Origin of the sequence: Rhodovibrio salinarum DSM 9154, assembly GCF_000515255.1 — a bacterium.
Taxonomy (GTDB): Bacteria; Pseudomonadota; Alphaproteobacteria; order Kiloniellales; family Rhodovibrionaceae; genus Rhodovibrio; species Rhodovibrio salinarum.
Genome location: NZ_KI911559.1, coordinates 2925630 through 2941182 on the forward strand (window position 1 = coordinate 2925630; position 15553 = coordinate 2941182).

Here is a 15553-nt window from a genome sequence, read left to right on the forward strand (position 1 = left end):
CGCCGCCTACCCCTGCGCGCCTTCGGGCGCGGCGAAGAAGACGTCGCCAACGCTCAAGCGCTCCCGCCCTCCGGCAGTATCGATGAGCAACGCGCCCGTTTCGTCCATGTCCTGGAACGTGCCATGAACCTCCCGGTTCGGCAGGCGCACGCGCAGGGGCTGGCCCGGCTGGTGGGCATAGGTCAGCCACTGCCGGCGCAGCGGGGCGAAACCATCGTCCAGCCAGCGGTTGACCCAAGCCAGGAAATGCTTCGCCCACGGCGCCAGAAGATCCTCGACGGCAACCCCGTGTCCGCTGCCTTCCCAGTGCAGCGCGGTCGCGGGAAAGGCCGTCTCGTCCGGTGCGTCCGCAACGTTGACGCCCACGCCAAGGAGCAAGGCCTGAAAGCTGCCGTCGGCCCCGATCACCGTTTCCAGCAGGATGCCGGCGACTTTCCGATCGTTCACCAGCACGTCGTTCGGCCACTTCAGCCGCACCTCGGTCAAAGGCGGCATCAGGTGACCCAGCGCGTCAACCAGCGCGAGCGCGGCGGCGAAGCCAAGTTGCGCGGCCTCTGCGACGGCGCAATCGGGGCGCAGGATAGCGGTGAGGTAGAGGTTGCCGCGCGGGCTACTCCAACTGCGTCCCCGTCGGCCACGCCCAGCGGTTTGCTCCAGCCCCCAGACGAGCGTGCCGTCCTCGGCCGCCTCTTCGAGCACCAGACGGCGCGCCTCGTCATTCGTGCTGGACAGCGCGTCGTAAGCGCGCAGCCGGTAGGCCGGCGGGAGTTTGAGCGTGCGCGACGCCTCGTTCATCCAGCCGCCAGGAGGGACGATGCCGCCGCCTCGGCTCCGGCGACGATCGGCGACGGGAAGACGAAGAACAGCAAGGTAATCACGCCCGAGGCGCCCATAATCAGGCTCATCTCCCGGCCGAACGGCTGATCGAAGCTCTCCGCCGGCTCATCGAAGTACATCAGCTTGACGATCCGCAGATAGTAGAACGCGCCGATCACGCTGGACAGCACGCCGACCACCGCAAGCGTGTACAGCTCCGCCTCGATCGCCGCGAGGAAGACGTACAGCTTGGAGAAGAAGCCGGCCAGCGGCGGGATACCCGCCATGGAGAACATGAAGATGCCCATGGCCAGCGCCATCATCGGATGCGTCCGGGAAAGGCCGCGCAGATCGTCGATGTTCTCCACCATCCGGTCCTTCTGGCGCATGCACAGAATCACCGCGAAGGTGCCAAGGTTCATGAACAGGTAGATCGCCAGGTAGATCGCCAGACCACGCACCCCGGCCTCGGTCCCGGATGCCAGACCGATCAGCGCGTAGCCGACGTGACCGATCGAGGAATAGGCCATCAGGCGCTTGATGTTGGTCTGGCTGATCGCCGCCAGCGCGCCCAACACCATCGACAATAGCGAGATCGCGACCACGACCTGCTGCCACTGTGCCACCAGATCGGCGAACGGCCCCATCAGGACGCGGACGAACAGCGCCATCGCGGCGATCTTGGGCGCACTGGCGAAGAACGCGGTGACCGGGGTAGGCGCGCCCTCGTAGACGTCCGGCGTCCACATGTGGAACGGCACGCCGCCGACCTTGAACGCCAAGCCGGCCATGATGAATACGACGCCCACGATCAGGCCGATCGACGGCACCTCGCCCGCCTGCGCGGCCTGCTGCAGAATCTCCGCCAGGGTGACGAAGTTGGTCGTGCCGGCGAAGCCGTACACCAGCGAGCTGCCGTAGAGCAGCATACCCGAGGACAGCGCCCCCAGGACGAAGTACTTCAGGCCGGACTCGGTGGAACGCAGCGTATCGCGCCGGAACGCGGCGATGACGTAGAGGCTCAGGCTCTGCAGTTCCAGGCCGATGTAGAGGCTGATCAGGTCGTTCGCCGACACCATCATCATCATGCCGACGGTGGCGAACAGCATCAGCACGGGGAACTCGAAACGGGCCATATTCTCCCGTTCGATGAACCGCCACGCCATGATCAGGCTGACCGTCGAACCGACCAGGATCAGCCCCTTCATGAAGTTGCCGAAGCCGTCGCGCACGAACAGCCCGCCGAACGCCAACTCGCGGGCGCTTGGCTGGGTCCAGACCAGCGCGAAGGTGATCACGGTCGCCAACGCCGCCAGCGACAGCACCACCCCGGTCGGGTTGCCCTGCCGGAAGACGCCCACCATCAAAAGCGCGATGGCGCTTAGCAGCAGAAACAGCTCCGGAGCGATCGTGGCCAGATCGTAGGTCATGTGCGCGTTATGCCTCTCGCCGCGATGCGGACCGTCAGTTGCCGGACCAGAGGGTGGCCAGGCTCGGGGTATCGGCGTCCGCCAGGGCCTGTTGATAGTTCGAGATCAGGTTTTCGACGCTGGGCGCCATCACGTCCAGGAAGCTGACCGGATAGATGCCCATCCACAGCACCAGCACGGCCAGGGGCGCGAACACCGCCTTCTCCCGCCAGCTCAGGTCCGTGATCTTCATCAGCTTCTCCTTGGTCAGCTTGCCGAAGATCACCCGGCGGTAGAGCACCAGCATGTAAGCCGCGCCCAGCACCATGCCGGTGGCGACCAGCAACCCGACCCAGGTGTTCACCTGGAAGGCTCCGACGATCACCAGGAACTCGCCGATGAAGCCGCTGGTTCCCGGCAGACCGACGCTGGCCAGCATGAACAGCATGAACAGCAGGGCGTAGTTCGGCATCCGGTGCACCAGCCCGCCGTAAGCGTCGATCCGGCGCGTGTGGATGCGGTCGTAGATCACGCCAACGATCAGGAACAGCGCGGCCGAGACGACGCCGTGCGAGAGCATCTGGAAGATCGCGCCCTCCATGCCCTGCTGCGTCAGGGTGAAGATGCCGGCGGTGACGTAACCCATGTGCGCCACCGAGGAGTAGGCGATCAGCTTCTTCATGTCCTCCTGCGCCAGCGCGACCAGGGAGGTGTAGATGATCGCCACCACCGACAGCGCGAAGATCAGCGGCGCGAACAGCGCGGTCGCCTCGGGCAGCATCGGCACCGAGAAGCGCAGGAACCCATAAGCGCCCATCTTCAGGAGCACGCCCGCCAGGATCACCGACCCGGCCGTCGGCGCCTCGACGTGGGCGTCCGGCAACCAAGTATGCACCGGCCACATCGGCACCTTCACCGCAAACGAGGCGAAGAAGGCAAGCCACAGCCAGAACTGCATCTCCGGCGAGATGCCGGCGCCGGCCAGCAAGGTCGGGATGTCGGTCGTGCCGGTCTGGAAGTAGATCGCCAGGATCGCCAGCAGCATCAACACCGAGCCGGCGAGCGTGAACAGGAAGAACTTGAACGCCGAGTAGACGCGCCGCGGGCCGCCCCAGACACCGATGATCAGGAACATCGGGATCAGGACGCCCTCGAAGAACATGTAGAACAGCACCAGGTCGAGTGCGCAGAACATCCCGACCATCAGCGTTTCCAGCACGAGGAAGGCGATCATGTACTCCTTCACCCGCTGCTGGATGGCGTCCCACGACGCCAGCACGCAGATCGGGGTGAGCAGCGTCGACAAGAGGACGAACATCATCGAGATGCCGTCCACGCCCATGTGATAGGTGATCCCGAATTGCGGGATCCAGGGCGCCTCTTCCACGAACTGGAAGGCCGCGGTGCCGCGATCGAACCCGAACCAGACGAACAGCGACAGTACGAAGGTGATCAGCGAAGTCCACAGCGCCACATAGCGGGCGTTGCGCGCGATCACGTCCGGTTCGCCGCGGATCATCAGGATGAAGCCCGCGCCCACCAGCGGCAAAAACGTGACGAGCGAGAGCAGTGGCCAGCCGTGCATCGCGCTTATCCGATCTGCGTGACGAGATACCAGGTGACGAACACCACGACGCCCGCGAGCATCACGAACGCGTAGTGGTAGAGATAGCCGGTCTGCAGCCGGCTGGTCCGCCGGGACAAGCGGCTGGTCAGCGCGGAGATGCCGTCCGGCCCGTAGCCGTCGATCACCGCGCCGTCACCGCTCTTCCAGAAGACGTTGCCGAGCACGCCCGCCGGGCGCACGAACAGGAAGTTGTACAGTTCGTCGAAGTACCACTTGTTGTAGACGAACAGCCACACCGGCCTGATCGCACTGACCAGACGGCCCGGCAGGTCGGGCTTGGCGATGTACATCAGGTAGGCGAGCCCGATGCCGGAGAGCCCCATCAGGAGCGGCAGGAGCTTAACCCACAGCGGCACATGGTGCGCCTCGTGGATCACGTCGTGCTCGCCCTGAACGATGCTCGCGCCCCAGAACGCCATGCGACCGTCGCCGACGAACGCCTCGTAGCCCAGCCAGCCGGCCAGCACCGCGCCGACCGAGAGCACGACCAGCGGCCCCAGCATGACCCATGGGCTCTCGTGGGCGTGGTCGAGCACCTTCTTCGGCGCGCGGCTCTTGCCGTGGAAGGTCATGAACAGCAGCCGCCAGGAGTAGAAGGCGGTCATGAAGGCGGCCAGGATGCCCATCCAGAAGGCGAACTGCCCGGCCCCGCCGTGCGCCGCCCAGGCGGCCTCCAGCACGATGTCCTTGGAGAAGTACCCGGCGAACGGCGGCAGGCCGGCGAGCGCCAGGCTGCCGATCCACATCATCGCATAGGTGTAGGGAATCACGCGCCAGATGCCACCCATCTTCCGCATGTCCTGTTCCTCGTGCATGGCGTGGATCACCGAGCCCGCGCCGAGGAACAGCAGCGCCTTGAAGAAGGCGTGCGTCATCAGGTGGAAGATCGCCGCCCCGTAAGCCGACACGCCGATCGCGAACATCATGTAGCCGAGCTGCGAGCAGGTGGAGTAGGCGATCACCCGCTTGATGTCGTTCTGCGCCATGCCGATCGTCGCAGCGAAGAACGCCGTGGCCGCGCCAACCACCGTGATCAGCGTCAGCGCCACCGGCGCGTACTCCAGGATCGGGGAGACCCGGCAGAGCATGAAGATGCCCGCCGTCACCATCGTGGCGGCGTGGATCAGCGCGGAAACCGGGGTCGGGCCCTCCATCGCGTCCGGCAGCCAGGTGTGAAGGCCGAGCTGAGCCGATTTCCCCATCGCGCCGATGAACAGCAGGATGCCGACGACGTCCAGCGCGCTCGCATCCATGCCGAGGAAGGTGAAGGTGCTGTCCGCCAAGTCTGGAGCGGCCGCGAACGCGCCGTCGAAGGTCACCGCGCCGGTCAGGAAGAACACCGCCGCGATGCCGAGCGCGAAGCCAACGTCGCCGATGCGGTTCACCAGGAAAGCCTTGATCGCCGCGGCATTGGCGCTCGGCCGGTCGTACCAGAACCCGATCAACAGGTAGGAGGCGACACCGACACCTTCCCAGCCGAAGAACAGCTGCACGAAGTTGTCCGCCGTCGCCAGCATCAGCATGAAGAAGGTGAACAGCGACAGGTAGCTGAAGAAGCGCGGCTTGGAGGGGTCGTGCTCCATGTAGCCGACGGAATAGATGTGCACCATCGCCGAGACGACGGTGACGACCGCCAGCATGACCGCGCTCAACGTGTCCATGCGCAGCGCCCAACTGAGCTCGAAGCTGCCGGAATCGATCCAGGTGAACAGCTCCGTCGTGCGCACATTGCCAGCGACCGCGACGTCGAAGAACACGATGATGGCCAGCAGCGCCGACAGCAGCATGGGTGCGATGGTCGCGATCTGGGCCCCGCGGTCGCCCAATTGGCGGGCGAACAAACCGGCGAGGATGGCCCCGATCAGCGGCAGGAAGACGGCGACGACCTCCATGGCTGCCCTAGCCCTTCATCATGTTGATGTCTTCCACCGCGATCGAGCCGCGGTTGCGGAAGTAGATCACCAGGATCGCCAAGCCGATCGCCGCCTCGGCGGCCGCCACGGTGAGCACGAACATCGCGAACACCTGTCCGACCAGATCGTTCAGATGGGTCGAAAAAGCGACCAGATTGATGTTCACCGCCAGCAGCATCAGCTCGATCGACATCAGAATGACGATCACGTTCTTGCGGTTCAGGAAGATCCCGAAGATCCCCAACGTGAACAGGATCGCCGCCACGCTGAGGTAATGCGACAGACCGATCTCCAGCATTAGACGCCGCTCCCCGACTGGACCTTCTTGACTTCCACCGATTCGTCGACTGTGCGGAAGGACTGCTCGCGCAGGTTCTGCCGGAGCACGCCCGTACGCGTCCGCAAGGTCAGCACGATCGCGCCAACCATCGCGACCAGCAGCACGAGGCCTGCGGCCTGAAACAGGTAGACGTACTTGGTGTACAGCACTTGGCCGAGCGCAGCGGTGTTCGACACCTGCTCCGGCGGCGGGGTCGGAACCTGCGCGACCTGCGCGGCTTCGGGCGAGATCGCCCAACCGCCCAACACCATGAGCAACTCGACCAGCAGCACGAGGCCAACCAACCCGCCGATCGGCAGGTACTGCAGGAAGCCCTGGCGCATTTCGGCGACGTTGATGTTCAGCATCATCACGACGAATAGGAACAGCACCGTCACCGCACCGAGGTAGACCACGACCAGCAGCATCCCCAGGAACTCGGCGCCCATCAGGACGAACAGCCCGGCGGCGTTGAAGAACGCCAGGATCAGGAAGAGCACCGAATGCACCGGGTTGCGCGACGAGATCACCATCACCGCCGAGGCGATGGCGACCGCCGAGAAGAGGTAGAAGCAGAGCGCCTGAATGACCATGAGCGAATCTCTGAACCGAGTCTCTGTGCCGGGAGCCGGAGCGGCCCCCGTCGGTGACGGTGTCTTCTAGCGCGTGCGGCCCCTGACCGTCACGCGTTCGAGGCGGATCGACGTTTCCGGAGCCCCCTGCAAGCCGCAAACGCGCACGCGGCGCACCGGCCCGGATACGTCTGCGCCGGCCCTAGCGGGCCGGCGCGGCGTCGTTCGGCCCTTCCGGATCAGCGGTAGGGCGCATCCAGCGTCAAACGCTGGGCGATCTCCTGTTCCCAGCGGTCGCCGTTCTGGAGCAGTTTCTCTTTATTGTAAAACAGCTCCTCGCGGGTCTCCGCGGCGAACTCGAAGTTCGGTCCTTCGACGATCGCATCCACCGGGCAGGCTTCCTCGCACAGCCCGCAGTAGATGCACTTCGTCATGTCGATGTCGTAGCGCGTCGTGCGGCGGCTGCCGTCCTCGCGCGGTTCGGCTTCGATGGTGATGGCGAGCGCCGGGCAGATCGCCTCGCACAGCTTGCAGGCGATACAGCGCTCTTCGCCGTTCGGGTAGCGCCGGAGCGCGTGCTCGCCGCGGAAGCGCGGGCTGATCACGCCCTTCTCGTAAGGGTAGTTCAGCGTGGTCTTGGGCTTGAACAGGTACCCGAAGGTCTTGCTCAGGCCCGAGAGCAGCTCCCACAGGAGCCAGGATCGCGCGAACCGGTCGAGGGTTGCCATAGCGTCTTCAACCTCGTCAGTTGGCCTCGCCGCCGTGCGGTGCGCCTCCAAGCGCGGTTCCGAACGGGGGACGCGGCGGCGCCTACCATAGTCAGGCGGCCCGCCCGTGCAAGGGGGCGTCTGCCTGTGCGCCCGGCGATCGCCGAGCGGCGCAGGCAGGCCGGGATTACTGCGGCAGCAGGTCGAAGGTGACCAGCACGCCAGCGGTCAGCACGACCCAGCCGAGCGATACCGGTAGGAACACCTTCCAGCCCAGCCGCATCAGCTGGTCGTAGCGATAGCGCGGCAGCGTCGCGCGCACCCAGATGAACACGAACAAGACCGCGGCGATCTTCAGCGCCAGCCAGATCTCGCCCGGCACCCAGGTGAATGGCGGTATCCACAGCGGCGGCATCCAGCCGCCCAGGAACAGGACGGAGGTGATCGCCGACAGCAGGATCATGTTCGCGTATTCGCCCAGGAAGAACAGGGCGAAGGTCATCGAGGAGTACTCGACGAAGTACCCGGCGACGAGCTCCGATTCGCCTTCCGGCAGGTCGAAGGGCGTGCGGTTCGTCTCTGCCAGGATCGAGATGAAGAAGATCACGAACATCGGCAGCAGCGGGATGGCGAACCAGAGGTTCTGCTGCGCCTCCACGATCTCCGTCAGGTTCAGCGTCCCCGCGCACAGCACGACCGAGACGATGACGAAGCCCATCGAGACTTCGTAGGACACCATCTGCGCGGCCGATCGGCAAGCGCCCAGGAACGGATACTTCGAGTTCGACGCCCAGCCGGCCATGATGATGCCGTAGACGCCGAGCGACGAAACCGCGAGGAGATAGAGCACGCCGACGTTGATGTCGGCGATCACTTGGTTCGGCCCGAAGGGAATCACCGCCCAGGCGACCAGGGCCAGCACGAAGGTCACCATCGGCGCCAGCACGAACACCACGCGGTTCGAGCCGGCCGGGAGGATGGTTTCCTTGAACAGCAGCTTGACGCCGTCGGCGAGCGGCTGCAGCAGCCCGAACGGGCCCACCACGTTGGGACCGCGGCGCAGCTGCATGCCGGCGATCACCTTACGCTCCGCGTAGGTCAGATAGGCCACTGCGATCAGCAGCGGTACCAGAATCGCGACGATCTGCAGAACGATGTAGATCGCCGGCCAGAGATAGCCTGTCCAGAGGTCAGCCATGAGTGCCCGTCGCTTCGCGTTTCGGCAGGATGAACGCTTCCGTGCAGCGCGCCATCGTCTCGGAGTTCCGGCTGATCGGGTCGGTCATGTAGAAGTTCGCGACCGGAGAACGGAAGGGCTCGCCGCCGAGCTTACCGCTCTTGCCGAACGTCCCCCACTTGGCCGGCGCCAACTGGTCGATCCGGGCGAAGGTATCCGCCGTTTCGATCAGTTTCTGGCGCACCTGACCCAGGTTGTCATAGGGCAGCGTCTTGCCGGTGTAGGCCGACAGTGCGCGTAGGATCGACCAGTCGTCGCGCGCTTCCCCGGGCGGGAATGCCGCCAGACGGCCGAGCTGCACGCGCCCTTCGGTGTTGACGTAGGTGCCGTTCTTCTCCGTGTAGGCCGCCCCCGGCAGGATCACATCGGCCGCGTGCGCGCCGGCATCGCCGTGATGGCCCTGGTAGATGACGAACGCCTTGTCCAGCCGGCTGGTATCCAGCTCGTCGGCGGCCAGCAGGTAGACGGTCTCGACCTCGCCCTGCTCGACGCCCGCCAGGATACCCTCGACGTCGCGGCCGCCCTTGCCGGGAACCAGACCGAGATCGAGCCCGGCGACCCGCGAGGCCGCGGTGTGCAGGACGTTGAAACCGTTCCACTCGTCCTGGACCATGCCGAAGTTCTCGGCGATCTCGCGGCCAAGCGCGAGCACGGCCGCGCCATCCTCACGCGCCAACGCGCCCTGCCCCAGCACGATCATCGGCTTTTCGGCGTTCTTCAGCGTCTCCGCAAACGGGTGCTTGCCGTCTGCGACCTGCTGCAGCGTCTCCGGCCCCGCCCCGAGATACTCGGTCTCATAGGTCAGGTCCATCTGCTCGCCGACCACGCCAACCTTGAAGCCGCCCTTCAGGAAGCGCTTGCGCAGGCGGGCGTTGACCATCGCCGCCTCACGCCGCGGGTTGGTGCCGACCAGCAGGCAGGCGTCCGCCTCCTCGATCCCGGCGATCGTGGTGTTGAACAGGTAGCCAGAGCGTGCCCCGTCGCCGACCTTGGCACCGTCCTGCCGGCAGTCGATGTTGGGCGAGCCCAAGGTGCCCATGAAGTCGCGCAGCGCCAACAGGCTCTCGGCGTCGCACTGATCGCCCGCGATCGCGGCGATCTGCTCACCCTTCTTGTTTTTCAGGTGCTTGGCGATCGCGGTGAACGCCTCGTCCCAACTCGCCTCTTCCAGACGGCCTTTCTTGTTGCGCACAAACGGCCGGTCGAGGCGCTGCCGGCGCAGGCCGTCGCAAGCGTGGCGCGTCTTGTCGTCGATCCACTCCTCGTTGACGTCCTCGTGCAGGCGCGGCAGCACGCGCATCACGTCACGCCCGCGAGTGTCGACGCGGATGTTGGAGCCGACCGCGTCCATGACGTCGATCGACGGTGTCTTGCGCAGCTCCCACGGCCGGGCGGAGAAGGCGTAGGGGCGCGAGGTCAGCGCACCGACCGGGCAGATGTCGACCAGATTGCCGGAGAGTTCGCTGTTGATCGCGCGCTCCAGCGTACTGATCTCCATGTGCTCGCCGCGCCCGATCGCGCCGATCTCCTCGACGCCCGCCACCTCGGCGGCGAAACGGATGCAGCGGGTACAGTGGATGCAGCGGGTCATGATCGTCTTGATCAGCGGACCCATCTCCTTCTCCGGCACCGCGCGCTTGTTCTCCTCGAAGCGCGAGCGGTCGAAGCCGTAGGCCATCGCCTGGTCCTGCAGATCGCACTCACCGCCCTGATCGCAGATCGGGCAATCCAGCGGGTGGTTGATCAGCAGGAATTCCATGACCCCGCGCCGGGCCTTCCGGACCATCTCGGTATCGGTCCAGATCTTCATGCCGTCTTGCGCCGGCATATGGCAGGACGCGATCGGCTTCGGCGAGCGCTCCATTTCCACCAGGCACATCCGGCAGTTGCCGGCGATCGACAGGCGCTCGTGGTAGCAGAAGCGCGGGATCTCCTGGCCAGCGATCTCGCAGGCCTGCAGGACGTTGACGCCCTGCGGGACCGTCACTTCCTTGCCGTCTATCTCCAGGGTAGGCATGACGTGGTCCTTACTCCGCGGCGGTGGCCATGCTGCTGGCCCGCTTGCCGTGCTTGCGCTTGTATTCGACGATCCGGTCTTCCAGTTCGGGCCGGAAGTGGCGGAGCAGCCCCTGGATCGGCCAGGCAGCCGCATCGCCCAGGGCGCAAATGGTGTGGCCCTCGACTTCCTTGCTGACGTCCCAGAGCTTGTCGATCTCGTCGATCTCGGCCCGGCCCTGCACCATCCGGGTCATCACCCGCCACATCCAGCCGGTGCCCTCCCGGCAGGGCGTGCACTGGCCGCAGCTTTCGTGCTTGTAGAACAGGGAAATCCGGCAGATTGCGTCGATGATGTCGGCGGACTTGTCGATCACAATCACCGCCGCCGTGCCGAGGCCCGTGCGCGAATCCTTCAGCGCGTCGAAGTCCATCAACTGGTTGTCGGCGATCGACTTGGGGATCAGCGGCACCGACGAGCCGCCCGGAATCACCGCCTGCAGGTTTTCCCAGCCGCCGCGCACGCCCCCGGCGTGCTTTTCGATCAGATCCTTGAGCGGAATGCTCATGGATTCCTCGACATTGCACGGCTGGTTCACATGGCCGGAGATGCAGAAGACCTTGGTCCCCGTATTCTTCGGCCGGCCGATCCCGGTCCACCACTCCACGCCGCGACGCAGGATCTCCGGGGCGACCGCGATGGTCTCGACGTTGTTGACCGTCGTCGGACAGCCATAGATCCCGACCTGCGCCGGGAACGGCGGCTTCAGGCGCGGCATGCCCTTTTTGCCTTCCAGGCTTTCCAGCAGCGCCGTCTCCTCGCCGCAGATGTAGGCGCCTGCGCCGCGATGGACGTAGATGTCGAAGGCGTAACCGGAGCCGCAAGTATTGTCGCCGATCAGGCCCGCGTCATAGGCCTCCTGGACGGCTTCTTCCAGATGATTGGCTTCAAGCCAGAACTCGCCGCGGATGTAGATGTAAGCCGCGCGCGCGCCCATGGCGAAGCCGGCGACCACACACCCCTCGAGCAGGCGGTGCGGGTCGTAGCGCATGATCTCCCGGTCCTTGCAGGTGCCGGGCTCGGATTCGTCGGCGTTGACCACAAGATAGCTGGGCCGCGGATCGTCCTTGGGCATGAACGACCACTTCATGCCGGCCGGGAAGCCGGCACCGCCGCGCCCGCGCAGTTCGGAGTCCTTGACCTTCTGCAGCAGCGTGTCGCGGCCCATGGCGAGCATGTCACCGGTGCCCATCCACACGCCGCGCTTCTTGGCGCCGGCCAGCTTCCAGTCGTACTGGCCGTACAGGTTGGTAAAGATGCGGTCCTTGTCCTGCAGCATGCTTTAGCTGCTCCCCTTCTCAGACGAGTTACCCGCCTCGTTCCCCGCCTGCGCGGCCTCGGCGCGCGCATTCTGGACCTCGGCCGGAACAAACTCGCCATTGGCATAGGGACCGTCGGCCACGCCGTACTCCTTGACGTCCTTCAGCGTGGTCAACCCGCTTTCCGGCTCCGAGCCCTTGCGGCCTTTCTGCGAGCCGCGCGTCGGCGTCTTGCCGGCGCGCCAATCGTCGATCAACCGTTCGACGATCTCCGGGGTGAGGTCCTCGAAGTATTCCTCGTTGTTCACCTGCATCATCGGCGCATTGCAGCAGGCGCCCAGGCACTCGACCTCCATCAGGGAGAACATGCCGTCCTCCGTGACCTCGCCGTCGCCGATGCCGAGCTTGGCCTTCACCGTGGAGAGAATGTCGTCGGCGCCGCGCAGCATACAGGGCGTCGTGCGGCAGATCTGCAGTTGGTACTTCCCGGGCTTCTCCAGGTTGTACATCGTGTAGAACGACGCGATCTCGTGCACGCGGATCGGCGCCATTTCCAGAATCTGCGCGACATACTCGATCGCGCCCTTGCTCAGGTGCCCCTCGTTTTGCCGTTGGGCGATCCACAGCAGCGGCATCACCGCGCTCGCCTTATGATCCGGCGGATACTTCGCGAGCGCGAACTCGGCCTCCTGCCAACTCGCCTCGGTGAAGGCGAAGCCGCCCGTTTCGGGCGGGCGGAAGGTGGTGACCTTGGGATGCGTCGTCACGCGGCTCATCGGTCGATCTCTCCGAACACGATGTCGAGCGAACCCAGAATGGCAACGCTGTCGGCCAGCATGTGGCCGTTGCAGACATAGTCCATCGACTGCAGGAAGTGGAAGCCGGGCGCGCGGATGTGGCACTTGTACGGCCGGTTGCTGCCGTCGGCGACCAGGAACACGCCGAACTCGCCCTTCGGCGCTTCGACCGCGCGATAGGTCTCTCCCGGCGGCACGTGGTAGCCCTCGGTGTACAGCTTGAAGTGGTGGATCAACGCCTCCATCGAGCGCTTCATCTCGGCGCGCTTGGGCGGCACCACCTTCTGGTCGTCGGCCCTGACCGGTCCCTCGGGCATCTTGTCCAGGCACTGGCGCATCAGGCTGACCGACTGGCGCATCTCCTCCATGCGGATGAGATAGCGGTCGAAGCAGTCGCCGTTCTTGCCTACCGGCACGTCGAACTCGAGCTCGTCGTACACCTCGTACGGCTGCGCCTTGCGCAGATCCCACGGCAAACCGGTGGAGCGCAACGCCGGCCCGGAATAGCCCCAGTCGAGCGCCTCTTCCTGGCTCATGATGCCGATGTCGACGGAGCGCTGACGGAAGATGCGGTTTTCCGTCAGCAGGTCCTCGACGTCGTCGAGCACCTTCTCGAAGTACTTGCAGAACTCGTAGATGTCGTCGACCAGCCCCGGCGGGATGTCGCGCGCGACGCCCCCAGGCCGGAAGTAGCCGGCGTGGAACCGCGCCCCGCTGGCGCGCTCATAGAACTCCAGCAGCTTTTCGCGCTCCTCGAAGAACCACAGGAACGGCGTGATCGCACCGATGTCGAGCGCGTAAGTCGAGATGTTCAGCAGATGGTTGAGAACCCGCGTGATCTCGGCGTAGAGCACGCGCACGAACTTACCCCGGCGCGGAATCTCCAGCCCCAGCAGGTCCTCGACCGCGAGCGCGTAGGCGTGCTCCTGGGCCATCGGCGAGACATAGTCCAGGCGGTCGAAATAGTGCACCGCCTGCAGGTAGGTCTTGTACTCGATCAGCTTTTCGGTGCCGCGGTGCAGCAGGCCGATGTGCGGGTCGACCCGCTCGATCACCTCGCCGTCCATCTCCAGCACCATGCGCAGCACGCCGTGCGCGGCCGGGTGCTGCGGCCCGAAGTTGAGCGTCAGTGGCTTGATCTGGGACTCGGCCATCAGCCCTTGTTCTCCTCACCGTGGCCTTCGGCCTTCTCGTCGCCCGGCAGGTGCAACATGCCTTCCCACGGGCTCATGAAGTCGAAGTTGCGGAACTCCTGGGTCAGCTTGACGGGTTCGTAGACGACGCGCTTTTCGTCCTCGTCGTAGCGCACCTCGACGAAGCCGGTCAGCGGGAAGTCCTTGCGCAGCGGATGCCCCTCGAAACCGTAGTCGGTCACGATCCGGCGCAGGTCCGGGTGATTGGCGAAGAACACGCCATACAGGTCCCAGACCTCGCGCTCGCACCAGCCGGCGTTGGAATAGACCTCGGTCACACTATCAACCGGCGTCTCTTCGCCGGCCGGGAGTTTCACTCGGACGCGCTGATTGTGCTTGAGCGACAGCAGCGAATAGACCACCTCGAACCGCTCGTCACGCTCGGGATGATCGATCGCGGTGATGTCGACCAGCTGGCGGAAGTGGCAGTTTTGATCGTCCCGCAGGAAGGACAGCACCTTCACGATCGATGGCCGGGTGACCCAGACGGTCAGTTGCTGGTTCGCGACCGCGGTCTCGGTCACCTCGTCCATCAAGGCGCTGGCGATGTATTCGCCCAGGTCTTTGAGCGCTTGCGTGTCGGCCATGTCGTCCTCTTTGGGCGCGCCCCAACTTCAGCCCAGCCCGGTCGCTAACGACTGCCAGGCGGTGGCGACGCGCGGAACTGGCATTCGGGCGCGGCGCGGCGTTACGCCGTGGTTCGGTCGAGCTGTCCTTCGCGCCGGATCTTCTTCTGCAGCTGCAACACACCATAAAGCAGCGCCTCTGCCGTCGGGGGGCAGCCGGGGACGTAGATGTCCACCGGGATGATCCGGTCGCAGCCACGCACGACCGAGTAGGAGTAGTGGTAGTAGCCGCCGCCGTTGGCGCAGGAGCCCATGGAGATGACGTAGCGCGGCTCCGCCATCTGGTCGTACACCTTGCGCAAGGCGGGCGCCATCTTGTTGCAGACGGTGCCGGCGACGATCATCACGTCAGCCTGACGCGGGCTTGCCATGAACACCGAGCCAAAGCGGTCGAGATCGTAGCGGCTGGCTCCGGCGTGCATCATCTCGATCGCGCAGCAGGCCAACCCGAAGGTCATCGGCCACATCGAACCGGAGCGTGCCCAGGCGGACAGCTTGTCCATCTGCGCCACCAGGAACCCCTTGTCCTGCAGCTCGCCGCCCAGATTGTCGAGCAGCTTGCTCTTGTCGAGATCCGCGACGTCGCGGCCACCCGGCTGGAGGGCTTGCGGGCCGCCCTCGCGTGCGAGAGACGGGTTCACTCCCATTCCAGCGCCCCTTTCTTCCACTCGTAGATGAAGCCGACGGTCAGGATCCCAAGGAACACCATCATCGACCAGAAACCAAACACCCCGATCTCGCTGAGCGAAACCGCCCAGGGAAACAGGAAGGCGACCTCAAGGTCGAAAATGATGAACAGGATCGAGACCAGATAGAAGCGCACGTCGAAGCGGCTGCGCGCGTCGTCGAACGCCTCGAAGCCGCATTCGTAGGCCGAATCCTTCTCCGGGTCCGGGCTCTGGCGGGCGACCACATAGCTGGCCCCGACCATCGCCAATGCCAGACCGATGGCGATACCGAAGAAGATCAGGATCGGCAGATACTCGATCAGCAGGCTTTCCATGCCAACGATCCTCGCCAGT

Annotated in this window: 15 protein-coding genes; all 15 read right to left on the reverse strand. The window is 65.1% G+C overall.

The features are described from left to right. Positions 1 to 6: 6 nt before the first annotated feature. A complete protein-coding gene (locus RHOSA_RS0113555; protein WP_027289093.1) occupies positions 7 to 795 on the reverse strand; it encodes a biotin--[acetyl-CoA-carboxylase] ligase in 789 nt (262 codons plus the stop codon). Beyond that, on the reverse strand, positions 792 to 2246 hold the full coding sequence (gene nuoN / locus RHOSA_RS0113560; protein WP_027289094.1) for an NADH-quinone oxidoreductase subunit NuoN: 1455 nt from the start codon (positions 2244 to 2246) through the stop codon (positions 792 to 794). The genes RHOSA_RS0113555 and nuoN overlap by 4 nt, the downstream gene beginning before the upstream one ends. A 34-nt stretch (positions 2247 to 2280) precedes the next feature. Beyond that, on the reverse strand, positions 2281 to 3810 hold the full coding sequence (locus RHOSA_RS0113565) for an NADH-quinone oxidoreductase subunit M (RefSeq protein ID WP_027289095.1): 1530 nt from the start codon (positions 3808 to 3810) through the stop codon (positions 2281 to 2283). 5 nt (positions 3811 to 3815) lie between these two features. Continuing rightward, entirely contained in the window at positions 3816 to 5744 is a 1929-nt protein-coding gene (gene nuoL, locus RHOSA_RS0113570; RefSeq protein WP_027289096.1) for an NADH-quinone oxidoreductase subunit L, read from the reverse strand. A 7-nt stretch (positions 5745 to 5751) separates the two neighbouring features. After that, entirely contained in the window at positions 5752 to 6060 is a 309-nt protein-coding gene (gene nuoK, locus RHOSA_RS0113575; protein WP_027289097.1) for an NADH-quinone oxidoreductase subunit NuoK, read from the reverse strand. 2 nt (positions 6061 to 6062) lie between these two features. Next, positions 6063 to 6677, reverse strand: coding sequence for an NADH-quinone oxidoreductase subunit J (locus RHOSA_RS0113580; protein ID WP_027289098.1), 615 nt, complete (start codon positions 6675 to 6677; stop codon positions 6063 to 6065). Positions 6678 to 6895: 218 nt separating this feature from the next. Further along, entirely contained in the window at positions 6896 to 7384 is a 489-nt protein-coding gene (gene nuoI, locus RHOSA_RS0113585) for an NADH-quinone oxidoreductase subunit NuoI (protein ID WP_027289099.1), read from the reverse strand. A 166-nt stretch (positions 7385 to 7550) separates the two neighbouring features. Next, the gene (gene nuoH / locus RHOSA_RS0113590) at positions 7551 to 8561 is read right to left on the reverse strand and encodes an NADH-quinone oxidoreductase subunit NuoH (protein ID WP_027289100.1); all 1011 of its coding nucleotides are present in this window, start codon (positions 8559 to 8561) and stop codon (positions 7551 to 7553) included. Next, positions 8554 to 10617 carry an NADH-quinone oxidoreductase subunit NuoG gene (gene nuoG, locus RHOSA_RS0113595; protein WP_027289101.1) on the reverse strand — a complete coding sequence of 688 codons (2064 nt, stop codon included), beginning with the start codon at positions 10615 to 10617 and terminating at the stop codon, positions 8554 to 8556. The genes nuoH and nuoG overlap by 8 nt, the downstream gene beginning before the upstream one ends. Positions 10618 to 10627: 10 nt before the next feature. After that, positions 10628 to 11935, reverse strand: coding sequence for an NADH-quinone oxidoreductase subunit NuoF (gene nuoF, locus RHOSA_RS0113600; protein ID WP_027289102.1), 1308 nt, complete (start codon positions 11933 to 11935; stop codon positions 10628 to 10630). Positions 11936 to 11938: 3 nt separating this feature from the next. Further along, the gene (locus tag RHOSA_RS22545) at positions 11939 to 12691 is read right to left on the reverse strand and encodes a complex I 24 kDa subunit family protein (protein WP_081728726.1); all 753 of its coding nucleotides are present in this window, start codon (positions 12689 to 12691) and stop codon (positions 11939 to 11941) included. Then, entirely contained in the window at positions 12688 to 13866 is a 1179-nt protein-coding gene (locus RHOSA_RS0113610) for an NADH-quinone oxidoreductase subunit D (RefSeq protein WP_027289103.1), read from the reverse strand. The genes RHOSA_RS22545 and RHOSA_RS0113610 overlap by 4 nt, the downstream gene beginning before the upstream one ends. Then, positions 13866 to 14492, reverse strand: a complete 627-nt coding sequence (locus RHOSA_RS0113615; protein WP_027289104.1) for an NADH-quinone oxidoreductase subunit C — start codon at positions 14490 to 14492, stop codon at positions 13866 to 13868. Before RHOSA_RS0113615 ends, RHOSA_RS0113610 begins: the two co-directional genes overlap by 1 nt. A 101-nt stretch (positions 14493 to 14593) precedes the next feature. Beyond that, positions 14594 to 15178: a NuoB/complex I 20 kDa subunit family protein gene (locus tag RHOSA_RS0113620; protein WP_027289105.1), complete on the reverse strand. Its 585-nt coding sequence runs from the start codon at positions 15176 to 15178 to the stop codon at positions 14594 to 14596. Continuing rightward, positions 15169 to 15534, reverse strand: coding sequence for an NADH-quinone oxidoreductase subunit A (locus tag RHOSA_RS0113625; RefSeq protein ID WP_027289106.1), 366 nt, complete (start codon positions 15532 to 15534; stop codon positions 15169 to 15171). Before RHOSA_RS0113625 ends, RHOSA_RS0113620 begins: the two co-directional genes overlap by 10 nt. Positions 15535 to 15553 lie beyond the last annotated feature (19 nt).